This window comes from Flavobacterium cheongpyeongense (assembly GCF_003202435.1).
GTDB classification, from domain to species: domain Bacteria; phylum Bacteroidota; class Bacteroidia; order Flavobacteriales; family Flavobacteriaceae; genus Flavobacterium; species Flavobacterium cheongpyeongense.
The window spans coordinates 98,218-120,432 of record NZ_QJHK01000013.1 but is presented as its reverse complement, the minus strand read 5'-3'; the positions used below and the strand labels follow the sequence as shown (position 1 = coordinate 120,432).

22 protein-coding genes and 1 pseudogene are annotated in these 22,215 nt (G+C 35.0%); 8 read left to right on the top strand and 15 right to left on the bottom strand.

The window, feature by feature from the left end; translation table 11 throughout:
• Positions 1-18: 18 nt before the first annotated feature.
• From bioD to DMB65_RS14885, 3 genes are all read left to right on the top strand, one after another.
• The gene (gene bioD / locus DMB65_RS14895; protein ID WP_110307434.1) at positions 19-636 is read left to right on the top strand and encodes a dethiobiotin synthase; all 618 of its coding nucleotides are present in this window, start codon (positions 19-21) and stop codon (positions 634-636) included.
• A gap of 62 nt (positions 637-698) precedes the next feature.
• Positions 699-1,970 (top strand): adenosylmethionine--8-amino-7-oxononanoate transaminase, encoded by a 1,272-nt coding sequence (bioA, locus tag DMB65_RS14890; RefSeq protein WP_110307433.1) that lies wholly within the window; start codon positions 699-701, stop codon positions 1,968-1,970.
• Between the two features lie 138 nt (positions 1,971-2,108).
• Positions 2,109-3,275: a beta-ketoacyl synthase N-terminal-like domain-containing protein gene (locus DMB65_RS14885; protein ID WP_110307432.1), complete on the top strand. Its 1,167-nt coding sequence runs from the start codon at positions 2,109-2,111 to the stop codon at positions 3,273-3,275.
• A gap of 76 nt (positions 3,276-3,351) precedes the next feature.
• Here DMB65_RS14885 and DMB65_RS14880 read toward each other — a convergent pair whose 3' ends face one another.
• On the bottom strand, positions 3,352-4,293 hold the full coding sequence (locus DMB65_RS14880) for an OmpA family protein (protein WP_110307431.1): 942 nt from the start codon (positions 4,291-4,293) through the stop codon (positions 3,352-3,354).
• Positions 4,294-4,502: 209 nt separating this feature from the next.
• Positions 4,503-5,264, bottom strand: coding sequence for an exodeoxyribonuclease III (locus DMB65_RS14875; RefSeq protein ID WP_110307430.1), 762 nt, complete (start codon positions 5,262-5,264; stop codon positions 4,503-4,505).
• 115 nt (positions 5,265-5,379) lie between these two features.
• Between DMB65_RS14875 and DMB65_RS14870 the strand changes: the two genes are divergently transcribed.
• On the top strand, positions 5,380-7,188 hold the full coding sequence (locus DMB65_RS14870) for a GNAT family N-acyltransferase (protein ID WP_110307429.1): 1,809 nt from the start codon (positions 5,380-5,382) through the stop codon (positions 7,186-7,188).
• A gap of 54 nt (positions 7,189-7,242) precedes the next feature.
• On the opposite strand, the gene DMB65_RS14865 is transcribed toward DMB65_RS14870, so the two are convergent.
• From DMB65_RS14865 to DMB65_RS14810, 12 genes are all read right to left on the bottom strand, one after another.
• The gene (locus tag DMB65_RS14865; RefSeq protein WP_110307428.1) at positions 7,243-7,524 is read right to left on the bottom strand and encodes a TM2 domain-containing protein; all 282 of its coding nucleotides are present in this window, start codon (positions 7,522-7,524) and stop codon (positions 7,243-7,245) included.
• Between the two features lie 22 nt (positions 7,525-7,546).
• On the bottom strand, positions 7,547-7,969 hold the full coding sequence (locus tag DMB65_RS14860; protein WP_110307427.1) for a DUF805 domain-containing protein: 423 nt from the start codon (positions 7,967-7,969) through the stop codon (positions 7,547-7,549).
• 166 nt (positions 7,970-8,135) lie between these two features.
• Complete coding sequence (locus tag DMB65_RS14855) at positions 8,136-9,083, bottom strand: 2-hydroxyacid dehydrogenase (protein WP_110307426.1); 948 nt, start codon at positions 9,081-9,083, stop codon at positions 8,136-8,138.
• Positions 9,084-9,214: 131 nt separating this feature from the next.
• The gene (gene proC, locus DMB65_RS14850) at positions 9,215-9,991 is read right to left on the bottom strand and encodes a pyrroline-5-carboxylate reductase (protein WP_110307425.1); all 777 of its coding nucleotides are present in this window, start codon (positions 9,989-9,991) and stop codon (positions 9,215-9,217) included.
• A 101-nt stretch (positions 9,992-10,092) separates the two neighbouring features.
• Positions 10,093-11,442 (bottom strand): magnesium transporter, encoded by a 1,350-nt coding sequence (gene mgtE / locus DMB65_RS14845; protein ID WP_110307424.1) that lies wholly within the window; start codon positions 11,440-11,442, stop codon positions 10,093-10,095.
• Positions 11,426-12,211, bottom strand: a complete 786-nt coding sequence (gene rsmA, locus DMB65_RS14840) for a 16S rRNA (adenine(1518)-N(6)/adenine(1519)-N(6))-dimethyltransferase RsmA (RefSeq protein WP_110307423.1) — start codon at positions 12,209-12,211, stop codon at positions 11,426-11,428. The genes mgtE and rsmA overlap by 17 nt, the downstream gene beginning before the upstream one ends.
• 167 nt (positions 12,212-12,378) lie before the next feature.
• The gene (locus tag DMB65_RS14835) at positions 12,379-12,696 is read right to left on the bottom strand and encodes a DUF4286 family protein (RefSeq protein ID WP_110307422.1); all 318 of its coding nucleotides are present in this window, start codon (positions 12,694-12,696) and stop codon (positions 12,379-12,381) included.
• A 60-nt stretch (positions 12,697-12,756) separates the two neighbouring features.
• The gene (locus tag DMB65_RS14830; protein ID WP_110307421.1) at positions 12,757-14,538 is read right to left on the bottom strand and encodes a tetratricopeptide repeat protein; all 1,782 of its coding nucleotides are present in this window, start codon (positions 14,536-14,538) and stop codon (positions 12,757-12,759) included.
• 102 nt (positions 14,539-14,640) lie between these two features.
• Positions 14,641-15,912 (bottom strand): serine--tRNA ligase, encoded by a 1,272-nt coding sequence (gene serS / locus DMB65_RS14825; RefSeq protein ID WP_110307420.1) that lies wholly within the window; start codon positions 15,910-15,912, stop codon positions 14,641-14,643.
• Positions 15,913-16,144: 232 nt separating this feature from the next.
• Positions 16,145-17,071: a hypothetical protein gene (locus tag DMB65_RS14820; protein WP_110307419.1), complete on the bottom strand. Its 927-nt coding sequence runs from the start codon at positions 17,069-17,071 to the stop codon at positions 16,145-16,147.
• Positions 17,072-17,256: 185 nt separating this feature from the next.
• Entirely contained in the window at positions 17,257-17,799 is a 543-nt protein-coding gene (locus tag DMB65_RS14815) for a DMP19 family protein (protein WP_110307418.1), read from the bottom strand.
• 67 nt (positions 17,800-17,866) lie between these two features.
• Entirely contained in the window at positions 17,867-18,052 is a 186-nt protein-coding gene (locus DMB65_RS14810; protein WP_110307417.1) for a hypothetical protein, read from the bottom strand.
• Positions 18,053-18,460: 408 nt separating this feature from the next.
• Here DMB65_RS14810 and DMB65_RS14805 point away from each other — a divergent pair, with 408 nt between their 5' ends.
• From DMB65_RS14805 to DMB65_RS14795, 3 genes and pseudogenes are all read left to right on the top strand, one after another.
• Complete coding sequence (locus DMB65_RS14805) at positions 18,461-18,955, top strand: TlpA family protein disulfide reductase (protein WP_110307416.1); 495 nt, start codon at positions 18,461-18,463, stop codon at positions 18,953-18,955.
• A pseudogene (locus DMB65_RS14800) lies at positions 18,952-19,508 on the top strand (YdeI/OmpD-associated family protein). Before DMB65_RS14805 ends, DMB65_RS14800 begins: the two are co-directional and overlap by 4 nt.
• A 133-nt stretch (positions 19,509-19,641) precedes the next feature.
• The gene (locus tag DMB65_RS14795) at positions 19,642-20,544 is read left to right on the top strand and encodes a PhzF family phenazine biosynthesis protein (RefSeq protein WP_110307415.1); all 903 of its coding nucleotides are present in this window, start codon (positions 19,642-19,644) and stop codon (positions 20,542-20,544) included.
• A 191-nt stretch (positions 20,545-20,735) separates the two neighbouring features.
• Here the strand turns inward: DMB65_RS14795 and DMB65_RS14790 are convergent, their stop codons facing one another.
• A complete protein-coding gene (locus tag DMB65_RS14790; protein WP_110307414.1) occupies positions 20,736-20,963 on the bottom strand; it encodes a CDGSH iron-sulfur domain-containing protein in 228 nt (75 codons plus the stop codon).
• Positions 20,964-21,286: 323 nt separating this feature from the next.
• On the opposite strand from DMB65_RS14790, the gene DMB65_RS14785 reads away from it, so the two are divergent.
• Positions 21,287-22,174, top strand: a complete 888-nt coding sequence (locus DMB65_RS14785) for a 3-keto-disaccharide hydrolase (RefSeq protein WP_110307413.1) — start codon at positions 21,287-21,289, stop codon at positions 22,172-22,174.
• Positions 22,175-22,215: the final 41 nt, after the last annotated feature.

Here is a 22,215-nt window from a genome sequence, read left to right as displayed (position 1 = left end):
TCCATTAAAAACAAAGAAATGAAACTATTCGTAACCGGGATTTCCACAGATGTAGGTAAAACAATTGCTTCTTCCATTATTGTGGAAGCTTTAGAAGCAGATTACTGGAAACCAATTCAGGCTGGAGACCTTGATAATTCAGATACTCATAAAGTAAAATCCCGAATTTCAAATTTCAAATCTGAGTTCTATCCAAATGCTTATGAGTTACACACCCCTGCGAGTCCTCATCTGGCAGCAAAAATAGATCAAATCACAATCGATTTAGAACAAATTCAGGAACCAAAAACAGAAAATCATTTGGTTATTGAAGGCGCAGGAGGAATTTTTGTACCGTTAAACGAAAAAGACACGATTGCAGATTTAATTCAGTCAGATTATAAAATCGTTATAGTTTCAAGACATTATCTTGGAAGCATTAATCATACCTTATTGACCATTGAAGCAATTCAAAATAGAGGTTTTGAAATTTCCGGAATTATCTTTAGCGGAAACGAAAACAAATCGACTGAAAGTTTGATTCTGAATAAAACCGGAATAAAATGCATCGGAAGAATTGATGAAGAGCCGTTTTTTGACCAAAATGTAATTAAAGAATATGCCGATTTGTTTCGGGAAAATCTATTAAAAATGTAAAATGTGTTTTGTAAAAAGTAAAATGCTTTCATCTCACATCTAACAAAAAACATTTCACCATTATGACTTTAACAGAAAAAGACAGCCAATATCTTTGGCATCCTTATACCCAGCACAAAACTTCTCAAATCCCAATAGCAATTTCAAAAGGTGAAGGCGCCTTGCTTTGGGACGAGAACAATAAAGAATATATCGATGCGATTGCGTCATGGTGGGTAAATCCGTTTGGGCACAGCAACAAATTTATTGCTGACGCGATTTACAAACAATTGACGACCCTGGAACACGTTCTTTTTGGCGGTTTTACTCATGAACCAGCCATAAAAGTGGCCGAAAAACTGATGGAAATCCTGCCTAAGAATCAGCAGAAAATTTTCTTTTCTGATAATGGATCAACAGCTGTTGAAGTAGCCATAAAAGTAGCTTTACAATATTTCTTCAATAAAGGTGAAAAAAGAACTACCATAATTGCTTTTGAAAATGCTTTTCACGGAGATACTTTTGCAGCAATGGCAGCAAGCGGAATTTCTTTCTATACGCAGGCATTTCAGGGAATGTTCATTGATGTTGTAAGAATCCCTGTTCCGGTAAAAGGCCGGGAACAAGGTAGTTTTGATGCCTTAGAAAACGTAATTCAGAATCACAATTGCGCCGGATTTATATTTGAGCCTTTGGTACAGGGAGCTGCAGGAATGGTTATGTATGAACCGGAAGCTTTAGCAGAATTAATCAAAATTTGCAAAAAAAACAATGTACTGACTATTGCAGACGAAGTAATGACAGGTTTTGGTAAAACCGGAAAAACATTTGCAATGGATTATGTTGATGCAGATCCAGACATGATTTGTTTGTCTAAAGCCTTAACTGGAGGAACAATCCCTATGGCAATTACGACTTTTACTCAGGATATTTTTGATGCTTTTTATGATGATGACATTAATAAAGCTTTATTTCATGGACATACGTTTACCGCAAATCCAACGGGTTGTGCGGCTGCTTTGGCCAGTATCGATTTACTTCAAACCGAAGAAATGCAGGTTAATATTAACAGAATCAATAAAAGTCATTTAGAATTTCAGAAGAAAATCGAAAGCAACCCAAAAGTAATTACAGCCAGAACATTAGGCGTTATTTTCGCAGTTGAAATAAAATCAGATTCTGAGGAAAGTTATTATGGCTCTATGCGCACCAAATTGTATAATTTCTTTATTGACAAAGGAGTTATTTTGCGCCCTGTGGGAAACATCGTTTATATCTTACCCCCTTACATCATGACTGACGATCAGCTTCAAAAGGTATATGCTACAATTGAAGAAGCTATTGAAATGGTGTAGCTTTTCACCATATAAGTTTTATAAGAAAATATAAGCAGCCTGCTTAAATGAACTTATATCACTTATATGTTTTAATTTATTTTAAACCCTGCGAACTTTGCCAAAACTTTTGCGAACTTTGCGGTTAAATAAAAAACTTTGAATACTAAAATCTCCATAACAGCGTTTTCATCTATCTCTCCATTAGGAAATAATGCTGAAGAAGTCTGGAAAAAATACCTTAACGATCAGCATTGCTTTTCGCAGCAATTCTTAGATCAGCAGGAAACTTCTGTAGCAGCACTTGAAGCTGACTCCAAACAAATTATAGCTGAAGTACGGGAATCAGATCCTAAATATAAATTTTTGGATGATTCTGTTCTATTTGCTTTGGCAGCTTCCAGAAAGGCTGTTAAACAAGCTGGCTGGAAATCAGGAGATACGTTCGGAATCAACATAGGATCTTCCCGCGGGGCAACCGATTTATTCGAAAAACATTATAAAGAATATGTCGAAACCGGAAAAGCGCAGACTCTCGCCTCGCCTACCACCACTTTAGGAAATATATCTTCCTGGATTGCTCATGATTTACAAAGTACCGGCCCTGAAATTTCGCATTCTATTACTTGTTCTACTGCGCTTCATTCGATTTTAAATGGGGTTGCATGGCTCAAATCAGGAATGGCAGATAAGTTTTTAGTCGGAGGAAGTGAAGCTCCTCTTACCGATTTTACGATTGCTCAAATGCGCGCTTTAAAAATATATTCACGTATTGACCAGACAAAAGACTCGTGGCCCAATCTGGCATTTGATTTCGAAAAAACACAAAACACCATGATTTTAGGCGAAGCTGCAGGTGTTTGTTGTCTGGAAGCAGGAGAAAAAGAAAATGCAATCGCATACATCACGGGTGTTGGCTATGCCACCGAAATCCTTGAACACAACATTTCGATTTCTGCAGAAGCAGACTGTTTTCAAAAATCGATGAAAATGGCTTTAAAAGAAGAAAAATTAGAGGATATTGACATCATTGTTATGCACGCTCCAGGAACCATAAAAGGCGATTTAACGGAACTACGTGCGATTGAAAAAGTTTTTGGAGAAAACTTACCATTACTTACTACAAATAAATGGAAAATCGGTCACACTTTTGGAGCTTCAGGAATTTTAAGTTTAGAATTAGCGCTTTTGATGATACAGCACGATAAGTTTATCAATGTTCCTTTTGCGAAAGCTCAAAATCAGACGAAAACTATAAAAAAAGTACTCATTAATGCAGTAGGTTTTGGAGGAAATGCTGTGAGTATTTTAATTGAAAAAGCATAATTTATAAAATCATATCAATAAAAAAAGGCTCAAAGTTTTAAAAACTCTGAGCCTTTTAAAAGTTATAAAAATCAGCTTAGTTGATGCTGTTTAACATATCAGCGATTTCATCTAATCTTGGCGTTAAGATGATTTCGATTCTACGGTTTTTAGCTTTTCCCTCAGGAGTGGCATTACTTGCTAAGGGAGAAAATTCGCTACGCCCTGCAGCTGTTAATTTTTGCTTATTGATTTTGTCATTTTCGCTCAAAATTGCTACGATTGCAGTTGCTCTTTTGGTAGATAAATCCCAGTTGTTTGCGATTGGTCCGGAACCTGCATATGGGTCATCATCTGTGTGTCCTTCAATCAAGACAGAAAGATCCGGATTGTCGCCCAATACTTTTCCTAATTCTACAACTGCTTTTCTACCTTCTGAACCAACAGCCCAGCTTCCTGAATTGAAAAGCAATTTGTTTTCCATAGAAACATATACTTTTCCGTTTTTCTGTTCTACTGTAAGACCTTTGCCTTCAAAACCGTTCAGGGCTTTAGACAAGGTTTCTTTCAGCTTTCTCATTGCAGCTTCTTTTGCGGCAATCATTGCTTCAAGTTCATTCAAACGGCTTGCAGTTTTATCTAAACGGGCTTGTTCTTCAGCCAGTTTTTTTGATTTTGCTTCTAATTCAGCCAGCAAATCACGATTTTTGTTCATGTTTTTCTCCAAGGCATCATTGCTGTTTTTTTCAAGAGCATTATACGAATCCTGAAGTACTTTGTACTTTTTTTGTTCTGCAGCCAGATCAGCTTTTTGTTTTGCAAGATCATCCTTTGTACTCGCTAAATCTTTAGTAAGTTTATCACGATCCAATTCTAACTGGTTTTTTGCAGTTTTTAAATCTGCATTTTCATCAGCAATAGAACGATTTTCTTTTTTTAAATCGGAATATTTTGTTTCCAAATCGTTGTATATTTTTTTGGAAACACAAGAGGTCGAAACTGCTAAAATCAGCAATCCCAGTGAGGCTTTTTTAATCATTTTGTGTATGGTATTTAAATAATTATAGGTTATAATTCATTTTAAAATTCTTCTTACCGTTATGCCCTAGCCCTGATTGCAATGGAAATCCTTTGTGTTTTTTCTTTAAAAACACAAAGATTGCAATGAAAAGCAGTAAATAGCTCCTCAGAAATCATGACAACTTTTAGAGTTACAACTTTGCTTTGCCAGCAATAACAATACCAGAATTACTCAATCTCAACTAAAACCGGACAATGGTCTGAATGTATTGCATCAGGAAGTATCAAAGCTCGTTTTAATCTGTGTTCCAGCGGTTGGCTTACCAGGTTATAATCGATACGCCAGCCTTTGTTATTTCCTCTGGCTCCGGCACGGTAACTCCACCAGGTATAATGATGGGGATCTTTGTTGAAATGACGGAAACTGTCGATAAAACCCGACTTCATAAATCCGTCGAGCCAGGCTCGTTCCTGAGGCAAAAATCCGGATACGGTTTTGTTGCGAACGGGATCGTGAATGTCGATTGCTTCATGGCAAATATTGTAATCTCCACAAATAATGATGTTAGGGATTGTGACCCTTAATTCATTTACATAAACCTGAAAATCATCCATAAACATAAATTTATGATCTAATCTTTCAATGTTAGTTCCGGATGGAAGGTACAAACTCATTACCGATACATCATCAAAATCGGCACGAAGATTTCTGCCTTCGAAATCCATGTGGTGTATTCCGGTTCCATAAACAACCTTATTAGGTTCTATTTTGGACAAAATGGCTACACCGCTATATCCTTTTTTGGTTGCGGGATAGTAATATTGGTACGGATAACCTGCAGCCGTAATATCTTCGGTTGGAATTTGTTCCTGAGTAGCCTTAATTTCCTGCAGACAAATTACATCAGGATTCGCCTGCTGAAGCCAGTTAATAAAGCCTTTTGAAATAGCGGCGCGTATTCCGTTTACATTATAAGAAATAATTTTCATTCGATTTTTTTAGATTCTCAAAAGTAATAAAAATGCGGAAAGTTTGCATAACAAACAGTAAAAGTAGAGTTTTTTGTTATCTTTGTTCGCTGTTCTAATAAATTAAAAATAGTAGATGGGTTTAGTTACCGCGAAAGAAGTTGCAAAGGCAATAAATGTTGAGAAGTACGGAGTTTTCGGTACTTTTTCTGGCTGGATTCTTATGAAGGTTCTTAAGATATCGACCCTTAATAAAATTTACGATCACAACAAACATCTGGAAGACGTGCCTTTTTTAAACGGGATTCTGGACGAATTACAAATTAAGTTTGAAATTCCTGAAGAAGATTTAAAGCGTTTACCAAAAGACGGTGCCTATATTACTATTTCAAACCACCCGCTTGGAGGAATTGATGGAATTTTACTCTTGAAATTAATGCTTGAGAGAGAACCAAACTTCAAAATTATTGCCAACTTTCTGTTACACAGAATTGTTCCGTTAAAAAAATACATCATGCCGGTAAATCCTTTTGAAAATCATAAGGATGCTAAATCAAGTGTGGTGGGAATCAAAGAAACTTTGCGTCATTTAAGCGATGGAAAACCATTAGGAATTTTCCCTGCCGGTGAGGTCTCCACTTACAGGGATGGAAAATTAGTTGTCGATAAACCTTGGGAAGAAGGTGCTTTGAAACTGATCAGAAAAGCAAAAGTTCCGGTTGTTCCTATTTATTTTCATGCCAAAAACAGTCAATTATTTTATTGGCTTTCTAAAATAGACGATACTTTGCGGACTGCAAAATTACCATCAGAGCTTCTTACGCAAAAAGACCGCGTGATTAAGGTTCGTATTGGTAAACCCATTTCAGTAAACGAGCAAAACGAAATCGAATCTTTTGAAGAATACTCTGAATTTTTAAGAAAGAAAACCTATATGTTGGCCAATCCTTTTGAAAAAGAACATAAATTACTGGATCCTGCCAATTTGAAAATTCCGAAAGCCCCTAAAAAAATCGTTACTGCGGCAAACGAATCAGAAATGATTGATGAAGTACAGGCTTTAAGAAATAGTGATTGTCGTTTATTGCAGAGTAAAAACTATGAGGTATTTTTTGCTAGAGCGAAAACAATTCCGAATATCCTGCATGAAATTGGGCGTTTACGTGAAATTACATTTCGTGAAGTGGGAGAAGGAACCAATGAATCTATTGACTTAGACCAATTTGACCAATATTATCATCACATGTTTTTGTGGGATGAGGATACTAAAAAAATTGCAGGTGCCTACCGCATGGGCTTAGGTTCTGAAATTTACCTAAAATACGGAATAGAAGGTTTTTATCTGAATGATCTTTTTAGATTTGAACCGGAGTTGCATGATATGATGCACAAATCAATCGAAATGGGACGTGCTTTTATCATCAAAGATTATCAGCAAAAACCAATGCCTCTTTTCTTGTTATGGAAAGGAATCATCCATACAACGTTACGTTATCCTGAACACAAATATTTGCTCGGTGGTGTAAGTATCAGTAACCAGTTCTCTGACTTCTCAAAATCGTTAATGATTGAGTTTATGAAGTCGAACTATTATGATCCGTATATTGCGCAATACATTCACCCAAAAAAGGCTTATAAAGTAAAACTGAAAGACGCTGATAAAGATTTTATTTTTGACGAAGCTGAATCAGACCTGAACAAATTCGACAAAATTATCGATGAGTTAGAACCGGGTAATCTACGCTTGCCGGTTTTAATAAAAAAATACATCAAGCAAAATGCGCGGGTAGTCGCTTTTAACGTTGATCCACTGTTTAATAACGCCGTAGACGGATTAATGTACATCAGGATTGCAGATATACCGGAAAGCACCATGAAACCGGTTATCGAAGAGTTTCAGATAGAACTGGAACGCAAGTTAGCAGAGAAAGAAGATATTAGTTAAAATATTTATATAAAAAGACAAACCCCAACTCTTTAGAATTGGGGTTTTATGTTTTTAAAACCAGCCTTTTTTACCAACCTGGTAGGTTTGATAGAAATCTTCGTCTGTTTTTGTCAGGTAAATGATTCCTTCCACAAAACCAATTAGACTTCCCATTCCACAAGTAACTAAAGTTACTATTAATTGGATTATTCCTTCCTGAGTATAGCCTAAAACGAATTTATGCACACCAAATCCTCCTAATACAATACCAAGGACACCTGCTAAAACTTTTTTATTTTCTTCTCTACGAACTGGAGGATTATTCCAATGTTCTTCTGGTTTTGTTGTTTCCATTTTTTAAATATAAATTAATTAATTATGCTTCTTTACTTCCAATTTCGTTGATTTCGTCAAACTCTTCTTTAGGATCTAAACCATAGTTATTTTCTCCATAGTTACCTTCAGTACATAATAAAACAAGTATCCATATACCTCCAATAACAGGGATAAAACGAACAAGATAAAACCATCCACTTTTACCAATATCATGCATCCTTCTCACAATTAATGCCAAATACGGTATTAAAATTGCCAACAAATAAATTCCAACAATACCAAATGCTATAAGAAAACCATCCTCACTACTATTGAAAAAAGTTCCTATAAACGACCCTATAGCTATAACTCCGAAAATAATTAAAATTTGAGCTAATACGAAGTACCAATATTCACTTCTTCTGGCACGACCATTAAAATTTGCATAGTTTTCAAAAACCACTTTTTTGTACCATTCAATCATAATAAAATCAATTAATTGTTCCTACTCTTTGGATTTTCGGTTACTCCCTATTTAAAATTTTGTTAAATTTAACAACAATATTAAAAAAAAATAACTTGAAAAACTAATTCTGTAAATTAATTTTACAGAAAAAACCTGTTATTAAAACCTAGGTCTAAATCTGAAATTATTTTAAATACAACGCTTTTATTTTATCTACAATTACCTGCGCCAGACGTTCATGACTTTCAAATGTCCATCCCGCAATGTGTGGAGTCAGAATCACTTTTTTACCGTCTAAGAGGTACTGAAAAGCTTCCGGAGTATTTTTATCCTGAAAAAGGGTTTCGAAAGATAATTTTTCATATTCCAAAACATCCAGACCAGCACCTAAAACCTTTCCAAACTTCATAGCTTCAACTAAATCTGCTGTGACGATATTTTTGCCACGAGATGTGTTTATAATCCAAAATGGCTTTGCAAATGCATTTATAAAATTCAGGTCGATCATTTTGTCTGTTTCCGGAGTCCAGGGAATATGCAAACTTAAAACATCTGTTTTTTGTTTTAGTTCCCGCAACGAAACCTGTCTTGCGTTTTCATCTCCTTTATTATCAGCAATATCATAGCACAAGACCTCAACATCAAAACCACGTAGTTTTTTTGCAAAGGCTTTCCCCATGTTTCCATATCCAATAATCCCAACCGTTTTACCGTCGAGTTCATGACCACGATTACTTTCTCTGTTCCATGCTCCGGAACGGATTTCGCTATCTGCCTGATTTAGTTTATTAAAAAGAGACAAAATCATGCCTAATGTATGTTCTGCAACAGCATTGCAATTACCTTCCGGAGCCGCAATAAGGTTAATATCTTTATCTAAAGCATAATCACAATCTATGCTTTCAAGACCTGCTCCTACTCGGGCAATAAACTGAAGGTTGACCGCTTTGTCTATAAACTGTTTATCGATTTTAAAACGGCTCCGAATTACAATTCCGTTATAATTCTCAATTTTGGATTCGATTTCCTCTTTTGAAGAGGTAAAATCGGCATGATTTTCAAAACCTGCTTCTTCCAATTGCTGCCAAAGAATGGGGTGGTTGCTGTCGATATGTAAAATCTTTATACTCATTGTTTTTTAATTTGATTACAAAAATACAGTTTATACTCGTGAAGAGTAAATCTCCACCTAAAAACAAAATTCCAAATTCAAACGTTTAGTTTAGAATTTGGAATTTTTTATATCGGAATTTCTTTTAAAAATTATCCTTTTATCTGTTTCAAAGAAGTTTTGATTCCTTTAATTAATGACGAACTGAAACCATTATGCTCCATTTCATTCAGACCAACAATAGTACAACCCTGCGGAGTCGTTACACGATCAATTAATTGTTCCGGATGCACTCTTTCTTCTAACAGCATTTTGGCCGCTCCTTTAACTGTCTGTGCTGCAATTGCAAGAGCAGTCTGGGAATCAAACCCGATTTCGATTCCAGCCTGCATTGAAGCACGAATATATCTTAAAGCATAAGCTGTTCCGCAGGCACCTAAAACAGTTGCTGCATCCATTAATTTCTCATCAATTACCGGAGCTGTTCCTAAATCCTGAAATAAATCGACAATTGGCAAAGCTTTCTCCCTGTCTTTTTCAGGAAAAGAAATACAAGTTGCCGATTCGCCAAATTGTGCCGCGATATTGGGCATAATCCTAACAACGGGATATTGATTATTTGTTTTTGACTGAAGCATCTCCAGTGACAATCCGCTTACTGCAGATGCGATCGTTCTTCCCTGAATAACAGGTAAAATCTCGGCTAAAACAGTATCAACCTGATACGGTTTAATCGTTAAAATAATTACATCTGCTTCCTCAATATTGTGTTTATTGTCAGATGAAACTGCAATTCCAAATTCTGTTAAATATTGAATACTGTCCGTATTTCTTCTCGTTACAGTTACTTTGTGGCTTTGTGAGAATTTAGCAATTCCCAGGGCAATAGAAACACCAAGGTTTCCTCCTCCTATGATATGTACTTTCATTACTAATTAGTTGGCTTATTAATAGCATGTTTTTTCGGTCACAAATTACGTCGATTTTATAAATCTATAATCACGATAATACATCAATTTGTGGAAAAAATCTAAAATCCTAAAATGATTCTGGCTACTCCAAAATAGAGCATAATTCCAAAAACGTCATTGGTTGTTGTGATAAAAGGTCCGGTTGCTATTGCAGGATCTATTTTGTTTTTATGAAGAAAAAGCGGTACCAAAGTTCCTAATGTTGCGGCAAATAAAATGACCACAATCATCGAAATTGAAATGGCAAATCCTACCAAATATTGTTGATACATGATAGAATGAAATCCTAATAAAAGCAATGAAATAATGGTTCCTGAAATCATTGAAACCGTAATTTCTTTGGTAAAATATCCTCTGCTGAATTCTTTTAGCGTTCCATTTGCCAAACCCTGAACCACGATTGCCGATGCCTGAACCCCAATATTTCCAGCAGTAGCTGATAATAAAGGCACAAAAATAAAGAGTGTCGAATATTTTTGAAAAAGACCTTCATTGCCTTTCAATACAAATGAAGCAATAATTTCAATCACCATCCCTATTAAAAGCCAGGGCAAACGTGCTTTTGTAAGTTCAAGAACACTATCATTTGATTCTACGTCCTGCGTAATACCGGCAGCCATTTGATAATCTTTATCGGCTTCATCCTTGATTACATCTACGATATCATCAATTGTGATCCTCCCAACAAGACGACCCAATTCATCTACAACCGGAATTGCTTCCAGGTCATATTTTTGCATGATACGCGCTACCTCGACATCTTCGGTATCTACATTTACAAAATTTAATTTTCTGATATAAATATCCCCAATCTGGGTTTTGGTCGAAGTGGTCAGTAAATCTTTGAGTGACAATCTTCCTTTTAAGCGGTTCTCGTCATCAACTACATAAATAGAGTGTACTCTGGACACATTTTCGGCCTGAATACGCATTTCTTTTACGCAAGTCAGTACATTCCAGTTCTCATTGACTTTTACCAGTTCTTTTCCCATCAAACCACCGGCAGAATTTTCGTCGTAACGCAATAAGTCAACAATGTCCTTTGCGTGCTCAACGTCAATTAATTCCGAAATTACCTCTGCTTTGATTTCCTGTGAAAGTTCGGCAATAATATCTGCGGCATCATTGGTTTCGAGTTCATCAAGCTCCTCGGCAATTTCTTTTGGCGAAAGCCTGCTTAGGATATTTTCACGCAGATCATCTTCTAATTCAAGAAGAATTTCAGCGGTTTTATCACTATCTAAAACCTTAAAAATATAGGTTGCATCGTCAAAATCCAGTTCATCGAGGATTTCAGCAATATCGGCGTGATGCAGATCGTTCAATAAAACTTCAAGTTCTTTGTCGTTTTTCTGAACAATGTGCTCTTCTAATTGGTGAATTAATTCTTTGCTAACTTTGAACTCCATCGGCTTCTATTTTTTGAGTCAAAAAAATAAATTCATCAACGCTAAGTTGCTCTGGTCGAAGATCAAAGATAGTGTCTTCCCGCAAATTATCTGATAAATTTAATGTTTTCAAACTGTTACGTAATGTTTTTCGTCTTTGCTGAAAAGCCGTTTTTACAACTGTAAAAAATAACTTCTCGCCACATGGAAGACTATAATCTTCCTTTCGGGTCATTTTCATCACACCCGATTTCACCTTGGGCGGAGGAATAAAAACATTTTCGTCAACAGTAAACAAATACTCAGTATCATAGAAAGCCTGAGCCAAAACGGATAAGATTCCGTAAGCTTTTGAGCCTTTTTTCTCGCAGATTCGTTCTGCAACTTCTTTTTGAAACATTCCCGAAAACTCTGGGATCTGATGTTTAAACTCTAAAGTCCTGAAAACGATCTGTGTCGAAATATTATAAGGAAAGTTTCCGATAATGGCAAACTGCTTGTTTTCGTAAACTTCGTTGATATTGTATTTCAGGAAATCCTGAGAGATAATTTTATCTTTTAATTTTGGATAGTTTTCACCCAAATACACTACAGATTCACCATCTATCTCAATTACGTGTGTGTTAATTGGTTTTTCAAGCAAATATTTAGTAAGCACACCCATCCCCGGTCCTATTTCTAAAACCTCATCGTATCCTTTTAAGCTCAAAGTATCTGCAATCGCTTTTGCAATACTTTCGTCTTTAAGGAAATGTTGTCCTAAATGTTTTTTGGCTTTTACTTTTTCCATTTTCTTACTTGTTTTGCCACGAGGGCGCAAAAGTATTCATTTTGCTGCGAAGGCACTAAGAAGCAGAGCTTTATTTTTATTTTTTTTGCCCAAAAGGGTCAAAGGTGAAAAATTTAGTAATTTTATTCTCTATCTTCCATTATTAAAACTGAAAATTGAGACTGATACTAAGATAAATGCTCCGAAATAACTTCCAATTCTGTTCTGAAAGAAAGCATTTTATCAGCAAACAACTCTAAAGCTTCCTGACGAAATTTTGGTGCATCCTCCAGATAATATTGTTCTAAAGTTGCTTTGCTGTTTGTAGTGTATTGAACCGAATAGGTAATTCCACCCATTTCTTCTTCAATTAAAACTTTTACAATTCGTGCCGAAGAAAATTTGTTTGTAGCCAGAATTTCCGGGATGTGTTTTTCCTGCATCCATTTTAACCATTGGTCATGAACGCTTTCGTGTATATTGGTGGTAACGTTGTATATTATCATGCTTTTTTGTTTAAACGTTTATTCGGTTAAACGTTTAACGGAATAAACGTTTAAACCGAACTATAAATTTGTATCTCCCCTCAACTGTCGGTATTTTTTTCTCGCATCAACAAAATAAATACTGTCCTGATGATTGAAAATTACTTTTTCATATAAGGGTTTTGCCTTTTCAGCATCTTTTAATTCGTCGTTATAAATTTCTGCGGAGAAAAACAATGCCTCATCTACATAAATTCCGTCACTATGATGGTCAATCACTTGCTGGTATTGGCTTAAAGCCAAATTATAATCTTTCTGACTTTCGTAAATTTTGCCCAAACGCAACATTGTTACAGCCTCAATTTCCTGCCCTTTGAAAGACTTTAAAATGTTCTGAAACTGTACAATCGCTTCAGGTTTTTTATTCTGATAAATTAAAAAATCACCTTTTGCAAATTGTTTTAATGCTGTTTGTGTCGAATCAGCAACGGTATTATCGTTAATCAGTAAAAAATATTCAAGTGCATCATTGGCAATCAATTGCGTATTGGCTGACTTTAATTCTTTGAACTGCTTTAAAGCCCACTCAAAATCGGTTTTAAAATAGCTCGTTTTGGCTGCCTTCAAACTTGCTTCATGCGACATAACATCATTTTTTAAATCCAGCTGAATCTGGGAATAGTAAATTAGCGCCTGATTGAATTTTTCTTCCAAAAGCAAAATATCACCCAACTCCATTTTGGCATCTGCTTTTTGATATTCGTTTAAATTGAGTTCCAAAGCTTTTTTTATGACCGCCCTACCTTCTTCTGTCTTTTTTAAATTAAAAGCCAGAAAATGTGCCTGAATGATTTGCAAAGATAAGGTAAAAGGAGAAATTCCATATGTTCCAAGTAAATATTCCAGCTCAGTACGTATCGCAGGATACGCTGCTTCAGATGCTTTATCAATTTTAATCTGCATCAAGCTGGCATTAGTCCGGATCAGTAAATCCTGATCTCTTGTATTCAGCAAAATGAAATTTAATATTTCAGAAGCTGTATCGGTGTCATTTTCATTCATTGCAAACTGACTCAGATTTACAATACTGATTAAAGATTCAGGTTCACGTTTGTAGATGGCTTTTTCCTGAATAAAAGCTTTTCCGAATTCTTTTTGCTGTACATAAAACCAACTCAGATAATGATTCCAGAAAACATCCTGATCTTGCTGCGTTTTCAGTATTAAGGCTTTTCGCATAGCATCCTTAAAAGCAGTACTGTCGTTTTCACCATTCATGAAACGGGACAACTGTGTCTGTATTAAATTGGTGTTTTGAGGGTTTTTAAAAGATTCTGTCAATAAGAGGTCAATCATCAGATCTGTTTTCCCCAGCTGTCCATACAGCATTCCAATTTGAAAATTAAAATTGTAATTGGGCTGAATTGTAATGGCTGTCTGATAGGCTTTCAAAGCATATTCCAACAATACCTTCTTCTCGAATGAATTTGCAATTCCGTAAACATCATTCGGATTCGTTTTAATTTTCCCAATTGCCTGATCGTAGTAAGATTTGGCTTTTGATTCGTTTTTCTGCAACTGAAAATTATACCCCAGTTCAACCAAAAAAACACCTTGTTTGTATCTGTTATATCGTTCCTGAATCGCTTTTTCAGCATTGGTAAATTGCTGGAGCTGCTGATAACACTCTACTGTTCTTAAAAAATACTGGGTATTAGATGGTGAAGCATTTAAAAGCTGTTCGTAACTGATCTTGGCTTTTTCAAAATCGCCTTTATCATAGTAATATTGAGCAAGTTGCTCATTTTGGGAAAATGAAAAGGAAGACCACAACAAAACGATATAGATAAAGGCTTTTTTCATATTTCAGTCTCTTTTTAGTCGTAGTCTATTTGAATAGTATTCAGTCGCAGTCAACGTTTTCAGTTTTTCAACTGTGACTGGATACTGCGACTGTAAACTTTTTTAATTTATAATATCAAATCCGCAGTAAGGACGTAAAACTTCTGGGATTACGATTCCTTCCGGCGTTTGGTAATTTTCTATGATTCCGGCCAAAACTCTTGGCAGAGCCAGTGAGCTACCGTTTAATGTATGAGCCAATTGGTTTTTACCATCTTTGTCTCTAAAACGCAATTTTAAACGGTTCGCCTGAAAAGTCTCGAAGTTAGATACAGAACTAATCTCTAACCAGCGATCCTGAGCTGTAGAAAACACTTCAAAATCATAGGTTAAAGCCGATGTAAAACCCATATCACCTCCGCAAAGACGTAAAACTCTATATGGAAGTTTTAATTCTTTTAAAATATCTTTTACATGTTCTACCATTCCATCAAGTGCTTCGTATGACTTTTCAGGATGTTCAACACGTACAATTTCTACTTTATCAAATTGGTGCAAACGGTTTAATCCACGCACGTGCGCTCCATAAGACCCGGCTTCACGACGGAAACATGGTGTATAAGCCGTATGTAAAACCGGAAGGTCACTTTCGTTTAGGATAACATCGCGGAATAAGTTTGTTACAGGAACCTCTGCTGTCGGAATCAAATATAAATCATCAATTGTTGAATGATACATTTGACCTTCTTTATCCGGCAACTGACCTGTTCCATAACCTGAAGCCTCGTTTACTAAATGTGGCACCTGAACTTCATGATAACCTGCTGCTGTATTTTTATCCAGAAAATAATTGATTAATGCACGCTGCAATCTGGCTCCTTTTCCTTTGTAAACCGGAAAACCTGCACCTGTAATTTTTACACCCAGTTCAAAATCGATAATATCGTATTTTTTTACCAGTTCCCAGTGAGGCTGAGCACCTTCATGTAAAACCGGAATATCTCCTTCCTGAAAAACGTTTACATTTTCCTCGGGCGTTTTCCCTTCAGGGACAATGTCAGCCGGAAGGTTGGGCAGGGTGTATAATTTATGAGTTAATTCAGTTGCCAAAGCTTCTGCTTTTTCGCCTAATTCTTTGCTTTTTTCTTTTAATGAAACCGTTTTTTCTTTTAAGATAGCCGCTTTTGCTTTCTCACCTGCCTTCATTAATTCTCCTATGTCTTTGGACAATTTATTAGATTCGGATAAAGTGTTGTCTAATTCTGCCTGAGCTGCACGACGGTTTTCGTCTAGTTGCACCACTTCTTCTACAACGCTTTTAGCATCGATATTTCGTTTTGCTAAAGCCTTGATTACTTTTTCCTGATTTTCTCTAATAAATGCGATTTGTAACATAGTTTGGTTTTTATACTATTGTATTTTTTATAACGGAAGCAAATTTAAGGAAATGTTTCCTAAGATTACGACAAAGTTTTAGAGGAAAATGTAATCAGAAAAATGTTACGCAAAATTGGATTAATGTTGCACAGAGATTCGCAAATGTTTTTCCCCAAAAGCAAATTAATCTTATGTAAGGATAAAAGCATTTCGTCTTATACGATTTTTAGTTTACAAAGCTTCAGAAATTTTAATCATAATCCAGAAACCTGTATCGGTCATCTTTTTTAAACACATACATTTTTCCGTTATATTTTATCCTTTCAGATTCTTTTTTGACTTTAGTGGTACTTTGTTCATCTGTACCTTTTTCTTCATCTGCTTCTACAGCCGCTTCGTATGAAAAATTTTTTGATACAATTAAATCTAAAAAACCATTTGTTTCTGTATCAGAAATTATTAATCCTGTTTCTAATGTTTCCAATTCAAAAGAGCCTCCACCGTTTGAATCTCCTTGCGTTTTCCGAATAGGATATTCATACAACAACTTTTTAATTTTATCATTTATTAAGGCAATTACTGTAAATTTTTGCTGAGAATATAAACTTACACGGCTTCCGGAAGCTTCTTCGGTATAAAATGCAACTCCTGTAATATTTTCGTTTAACTGAATTAGGTCTTTAAGGATATAGGTCTTAGAGAAATGCATTCCTTCATTTTCATTGTAACTCAGATTAAAATCTGTTTCCTGAGCAATGATTTTCCCGTCTTCTTTATTGACAAAAAGGTATTTTCTTTCGAAATAATCACCCGGGTTATCCTCTCCTGTATTTGGCTTTTCCGGCTCTTCTGTTTTAACTAAATAAGTAATGACAAAAAAAGCAATTTCATCATTATAACTAACAGAAGTTGTTTCGTTGATTCTTAAATCAGAATACCTGATATTTAGATTTACGACTGCTCTTTTTAAGAGTTTCAAATCCAATTCTTCAGATAGTAGTATCGCATCATTGTCTTTAAAAAGAAGTTTTTTGACTGGTTTATATTTTAGATTTTCAGGCTGAACCTGCTCTGATAAATCTGGTTCTTTTTCATCAATGGCTGGTTTTTTATTCTTATCACAGGAGCTAAAAAACATAAAGATCCCGATGAGAATGGTGCAGGTTTTAATTTTCATAGTTGATTTTAGTATTTGGGAGCATCCAAATATAAAATTTTCTTACAAAGATTTTTACATAAAATCCAAAAAATGAACTTATTGTGCAAAGATTCGCTAAATGCTCCGGGATATTCAAAGCAATTTTATAAAGTCAACTATCCTGCAGAATCGCAAAATTTATGGTTTGAAAAATTGGTAATTAATCAGGCTTTCTTGATTTCATGCCCTATAAATTCTTCTAAAACTGAAAATATCTCATCTACCGGAAGCACTTCAAAATCAGGATGGTTTTTTAAAAACGCTGCATTGAGTTCAACTAAGTTTTCATCTAATTCGAAAAAAGTATCACTATTAAGCAAATCTCTTGTTGGGTTTACTCCTTCGAATTTGCCCTTTAAGAATTTATCAATTTTAACGCTACTCAGCAATTTAACTCTTTTAGCCTGATTCTGAAACAATTCCAAATGTTTTTCGGCACCAATTAATGCGAGGCCTTCTTCGATTAATTCGTTCAGTTCTTTATTCCAGCCAGATTTATAAACAAATTGGGCAAAATTTCCTTCGGCATATTGTGACCAGTAATAATCCAGATAATAACTCATCAACGCATCTTCGTGAATGAACTCGTCATCGACACCTTCTTCGCGCATTAAATTGATTACCGAAATATTTGAGTGAATGACATCCTGAAGATTTTCACTTTTCATTGCCGTTTCTGAAACTATTATTCTACCGAATTCTTCCATTTTGATTTGTTTTGGGATTGATTGTAAATTTCAGTTAAAATAAAACAGAAAAGAAATACAATCTAATTTATATAGCATCACCATCGCTGCTCTTCCTTTCATTCATTTTTGCTACTAAGGCTTTCAAACGTAATGCACGTTCTTTTTTCTCCTCCTGAAGTTTTGCCTTTTTCCGGTTTAGCAATTTGGTATGCAAAGCCTTGTTTTTGGTGTTTTTTTCAGGTCCTTTTGCCATGATTTCTTTGCTTATCATTAATTTCGTCTGCAAATATAAGAAACTGAATAATAATTATTTTTTGGGCGTTACCCTCCGGGGCGGGCTTTCGGCTTTATCTTTTGCCTTACTTCGCCGGCAAAAGGATACCGCCTCTATCCCTAACGCAATCTCGTTTTCGTAAGAAAATTGGTTTTGTGTCAAATTTTCAACATTAAAAAAGAGTATTTTAGCCTTAAATCCAAAAAAATATTACAGTAAAAGAATTTGAAAATCAATTAAAAGAATCTTTGCTAAACCATTATTAGTTTACACGAAAATATTATAAAAAATAAAACTTAAATGAAAAAATATCAATTATCAGTTGTTTTGATTTAGCTTCCTTGATTAACAATAAGAAAGAACAAGATATAAAAAACATTACTAAACCAAAATATCACAAACCGCATGAAAAAAACGATACTCGTATTAACCTGTTTAATGGTCTTAAATACATTGGCACAACAAAAAAGACTTTGGGCTAAATCAATTATTAATCAAAAAGCACCTAAACTAGATGTAGAAAAATGGATTTCGGACCAACCTGAAACAAAAGGAAAATTTATTCTGATTGATTTTTGGGCAACCTGGTGCGGTCCGTGCAAAATAGCCATACCTGAATTAAACCGCTTCAAAAAAGAATTCGAGAATGAGCTGGTGGTAATCGGAATCAGCGATGAATCAAAAGAAGCTATAAATGCCCTCGAGACTCCTAAAATAGAATATTACAGTGCCATAGATACCGGAAGAACAATGTACAATAAATTGGAAGTTCAAGGAATTCCTCATTGCATCTTAATAGATCCGGATGGCATTGTTCGTTGGGAAGGTTATCCTATCTTAAATGGTTTTGAACTTACGTCAGAGGTAATAAAAGACATTATTACGAAATATAAAAAATGAGACCAACCTTCTTCCCAACCCAGGAAAATTTCAGAGCATGGCTGGAAAAGCATCACCAAACCGAAACCGAATTATTGGTTGGTTTTTATAAAGTAAGCTGCAAAAAACCAACGATATCCTGGTCAGAATCTGTAGATCAGGCACTTTGTTTTGGCTGGATAGATGGTATTCGAAAAACTATTGACGATGAAAGTTATACGATTCGGTTTACACCGAGAAAGAAATCCAGCATCTGGAGTGCGATTAATATCAAAAAAGTTGAACAGCTTACAAAAGCAGGACTCATGACTGAAGCCGGTCTAAAAGCTTTCGAATTCAGATCTGGAGAACGTTCCCGAATTTATTCACACGAAAAAGAAGCTTATATCCTCGATCCCGAATTTGAAAAACAATTCAAAACCAATAAACCTGCCTGGGAATTTTTTGACAAACAGGCACCATCTTACAAAAAGTCGTGATCCACTTGATTATGAGTGCCAAACAGGAAAAAACCCGAATTTCGAGACTTAAAAAAACAATAAGCGTAAGTGCTGAACAAAAAAGAATACTTTAATTAGAAAAGCGAACTTTTAATCATAAAGTAATACTAAAATAACGCATGGAAGGTTAATCTTATAAGTGAAATACAAGAATAAACCGTAATTTTATTCCCTCTAAAAAGGTTTGAAAGTCTAAGATAGGAAAGTATGACAGACAGAAAAGTATTAGAATATTATGTTTTAGATGTATTCTCAAATAAAAGTTACAAAGGAAATCCATTATCTGTTGTTTTTACTGATGGCGATTTAGCACTTCAAACCTATAAGGATATTTCTAAGGAATTTGGTTATTCTGAAACTTCATTTGTTTATTATTCAAAGGAACAAAAAGCATTAAATGTTCGTTCGTTTACCCCAACCGGAATCGAAATAGATGGTGCCGGTCATAATTTACTGGGTGCAGTATGTGGTGCTTTGCTCAAAAAAATGCCCATCTTTGAGGAGCAACAGGAAAACAGCAAATTTGTAATCATGAAACAATCACCGATTGCATTAACGGTAAATTTCGATTCGGTTACTTACGATCCTGTTGTGCAAATGCATCAAAAAACAGCTGTTATCAAAAAGGAAATCCCAACTTATAAACTGGCTGTGGCTCTTGGCTTAAAAATGGAAGATTTAGACAGCAATGATTTTGTCCCGACAATTGTAAAAACGGAGGTCGCTCATATCATGGTTCCGATAAAAAACAGTCAGATCTTAAACAGCATTGTTCCTGATCACAAGCTTTTAATCGAAATCTCAAAAGAATATCAATCCGAAGGATTTTACTGCTTTACTATTTCAAATCAAAAGGAAGGCAACATTGCCGAAGCCAGATTCTTCAATCCTGTAATCGGAATTTATGAAGATCCTGCTACCGGAACTGCCGCCGGTCCGTTAATTGGTTTTTTGACTTCTAAAAAACAGGCAAAACTAAACACAGAATACAAGATTTTACAGGGCGTAAAATTAAATCAGCCTTCTGTTATTGAAGTCATGATAAGGGAAAATGATATTTTGGTTGGCGGTTCTTCTGTGATAACCATGAAAGGGGAACTTTATGTTTAAAGAAAACTGGAGAAGTTTATAAACTAATAAAAAGGAGATGATACATTAGTAATGACGCAGCCTTTTCATATTGTTAAAATTCCAGAATCTAATAAAAAAGTAATCTTCAACGAAAAATAACAATTCAAATACTGTAAACAAAAAAACCACATCCTAAAAAAATGTGGCTTCTGTATTTAAAAAACAAAAAACTAATTTGTCTTCATGGGCGGTAAATCAAACGCTACAGAATCATGTTCGAAATTATTTCTGTGCCCACCATCGCAAAAAGGTTTGTTATTTGATAATCCGCAACGGCAAAGCCCTAATGCTGATCTTCCTTGCAGTCCGTAAAGAGTTCCTTCTGAATCCATGATTTCAAAATCACCTTCGATTTTAATTGATCCATTTTTATTAATGATAAGTTTTGTCTTGCTCATAAAATTGTTTTGTTGTTGTTTTTGAATGGTAAAGATTGCGAAATATATTTTGAAAATTTTACCTGTAGTGATTGTTTAAACTGGTTCTATTTAAAAGTAAGTTTTTAAACTTTAGATAAATTTCAAGGTTACTGATGATTAGGTTCACCGTTTTTTATTCTTGCAAATTATCTTTTAATTAAAAAAACGGATCACAATGCTTATAGTATTTCAGAAAGATAAAATACAAGAATGGTACCTGATTTTGAATTAATAAGACATTATAACTGAGACATTATTTTGTAGATTTGAGAAATCATTTTATCTTAATTATCAAACCACTTATGAAAAAACACTCCATTCTGATAGCTTTTTCCTTTCTTTTTAGCCTGACTTCTGCAACTACAGCAACAAACTCATTCGAAGATGGCTGGATAAATTTATTAGACCACAACCTCAGTAAATGGGACATGTATCTAAGTTATAAACACCAGAACGGATACTCCGGTAAAATCCCAACGGATGTTAATGGAAACGAAATACCACCTATTGGTTATAATAAGAATGTAAACAATATGTTTATGGTGATTCGGGAAAACGATGAAAATGTACTTAAAGTCTCAGGCGAATATTATGGCTGCGTGTTCACCAAAGAAAATTTCAAGAACTATCACCTTAAACTAAAAGTTAGATTTGGAAATAAAAAATGGGAACCCAGAACGAATAAACTCATGGATGCTGGTGTGTTATATCATTCGCAGGGGAAAGCGGGCGTAGATTACTGGCGGGCCTGGATGTTATCACAAGAGTTTCAAATAATGGAAGGCCATTTTGGCGATTATTGGAACATTGCTAATTCAGCAATTGATATCAAAGCCTATCTCCCCGAAGGAGGAATGAATGCCGTAGCAGATGAAGGACAACCATTTATTCCGTTTGGAACGCATACTGAAAATACGGGATTTTGCATGCGAAAAATGAGAGCTGAAACAGCTAATAACGGCTGGACAGAAATAGAATTGGTTTGTTTTAAAGGAAAAAGTCTTCATATAATTAACAAAAAAGTAGTCATGGTTTTACAAAATTCCCGTTATTTTGATGGTGAAAAATTTATGCCTTTAACCGAAGGAAAAATACAATTGCAAAGTGAAGCCTGTGAAGTTTACTATAAAAATATCAAAATAAAACCATTAAGTAAAATGCCCGTTGAGTTTGGAAATTATTTCAAATAAATTAGGATTATCAGCCAATTACTTTACGCAATCACTAATTG

What these genes read in the sequence shown, in the direction of transcription:
- bioD (WP_110307434.1), top strand. Translation starts at nt 19, where the DNA reads ATGAAACTATTCGTAACCGGGATTTCCACAGATGTAGGTAAAACAATT.
- bioA (WP_110307433.1), top strand. Translation starts at nt 699, where the DNA reads ATGACTTTAACAGAAAAAGACAGCCAATATCTTTGGCATCCTTATACC.
- DMB65_RS14880 (WP_110307431.1), bottom strand. Translation starts at nt 4,293, where the DNA reads ATGATTAAAAAAGCCTCACTGGGATTGCTGATTTTAGCAGTTTCGACC.
- DMB65_RS14875 (WP_110307430.1), bottom strand. Translation starts at nt 5,264, where the DNA reads ATGAAAATTATTTCTTATAATGTAAACGGAATACGCGCCGCTATTTCA.
- DMB65_RS14870 (WP_110307429.1), top strand. Translation starts at nt 5,380, where the DNA reads ATGGGTTTAGTTACCGCGAAAGAAGTTGCAAAGGCAATAAATGTTGAG.
- DMB65_RS14865 (WP_110307428.1), bottom strand. Translation starts at nt 7,524, where the DNA reads ATGGAAACAACAAAACCAGAAGAACATTGGAATAATCCTCCAGTTCGT.
- DMB65_RS14860 (WP_110307427.1), bottom strand. Translation starts at nt 7,969, where the DNA reads ATGATTGAATGGTACAAAAAAGTGGTTTTTGAAAACTATGCAAATTTT.
- DMB65_RS14855 (WP_110307426.1), bottom strand. Translation starts at nt 9,083, where the DNA reads ATGAGTATAAAGATTTTACATATCGACAGCAACCACCCCATTCTTTGG.
- proC (WP_110307425.1), bottom strand. Translation starts at nt 9,991, where the DNA reads ATGAAAGTACATATCATAGGAGGAGGAAACCTTGGTGTTTCTATTGCC.
- mgtE (WP_110307424.1), bottom strand. Translation starts at nt 11,442, where the DNA reads ATGGAGTTCAAAGTTAGCAAAGAATTAATTCACCAATTAGAAGAGCAC.
- rsmA (WP_110307423.1), bottom strand. Translation starts at nt 12,211, where the DNA reads ATGGAAAAAGTAAAAGCCAAAAAACATTTAGGACAACATTTCCTTAAA.
- DMB65_RS14835 (WP_110307422.1), bottom strand. Translation starts at nt 12,696, where the DNA reads ATGATAATATACAACGTTACCACCAATATACACGAAAGCGTTCATGAC.
- DMB65_RS14830 (WP_110307421.1), bottom strand. Translation starts at nt 14,538, where the DNA reads ATGAAAAAAGCCTTTATCTATATCGTTTTGTTGTGGTCTTCCTTTTCA.
- serS (WP_110307420.1), bottom strand. Translation starts at nt 15,912, where the DNA reads ATGTTACAAATCGCATTTATTAGAGAAAATCAGGAAAAAGTAATCAAG.
- DMB65_RS14820 (WP_110307419.1), bottom strand. Translation starts at nt 17,071, where the DNA reads ATGAAAATTAAAACCTGCACCATTCTCATCGGGATCTTTATGTTTTTT.
- DMB65_RS14815 (WP_110307418.1), bottom strand. Translation starts at nt 17,799, where the DNA reads ATGGAAGAATTCGGTAGAATAATAGTTTCAGAAACGGCAATGAAAAGT.
- DMB65_RS14810 (WP_110307417.1), bottom strand. Translation starts at nt 18,052, where the DNA reads ATGATAAGCAAAGAAATCATGGCAAAAGGACCTGAAAAAAACACCAAA.
- DMB65_RS14805 (WP_110307416.1), top strand. Translation starts at nt 18,461, where the DNA reads ATGAAAAAAACGATACTCGTATTAACCTGTTTAATGGTCTTAAATACA.
- DMB65_RS14795 (WP_110307415.1), top strand. Translation starts at nt 19,642, where the DNA reads ATGACAGACAGAAAAGTATTAGAATATTATGTTTTAGATGTATTCTCA.
- DMB65_RS14790 (WP_110307414.1), bottom strand. Translation starts at nt 20,963, where the DNA reads ATGAGCAAGACAAAACTTATCATTAATAAAAATGGATCAATTAAAATC.
- DMB65_RS14785 (WP_110307413.1), top strand. Translation starts at nt 21,287, where the DNA reads ATGAAAAAACACTCCATTCTGATAGCTTTTTCCTTTCTTTTTAGCCTG.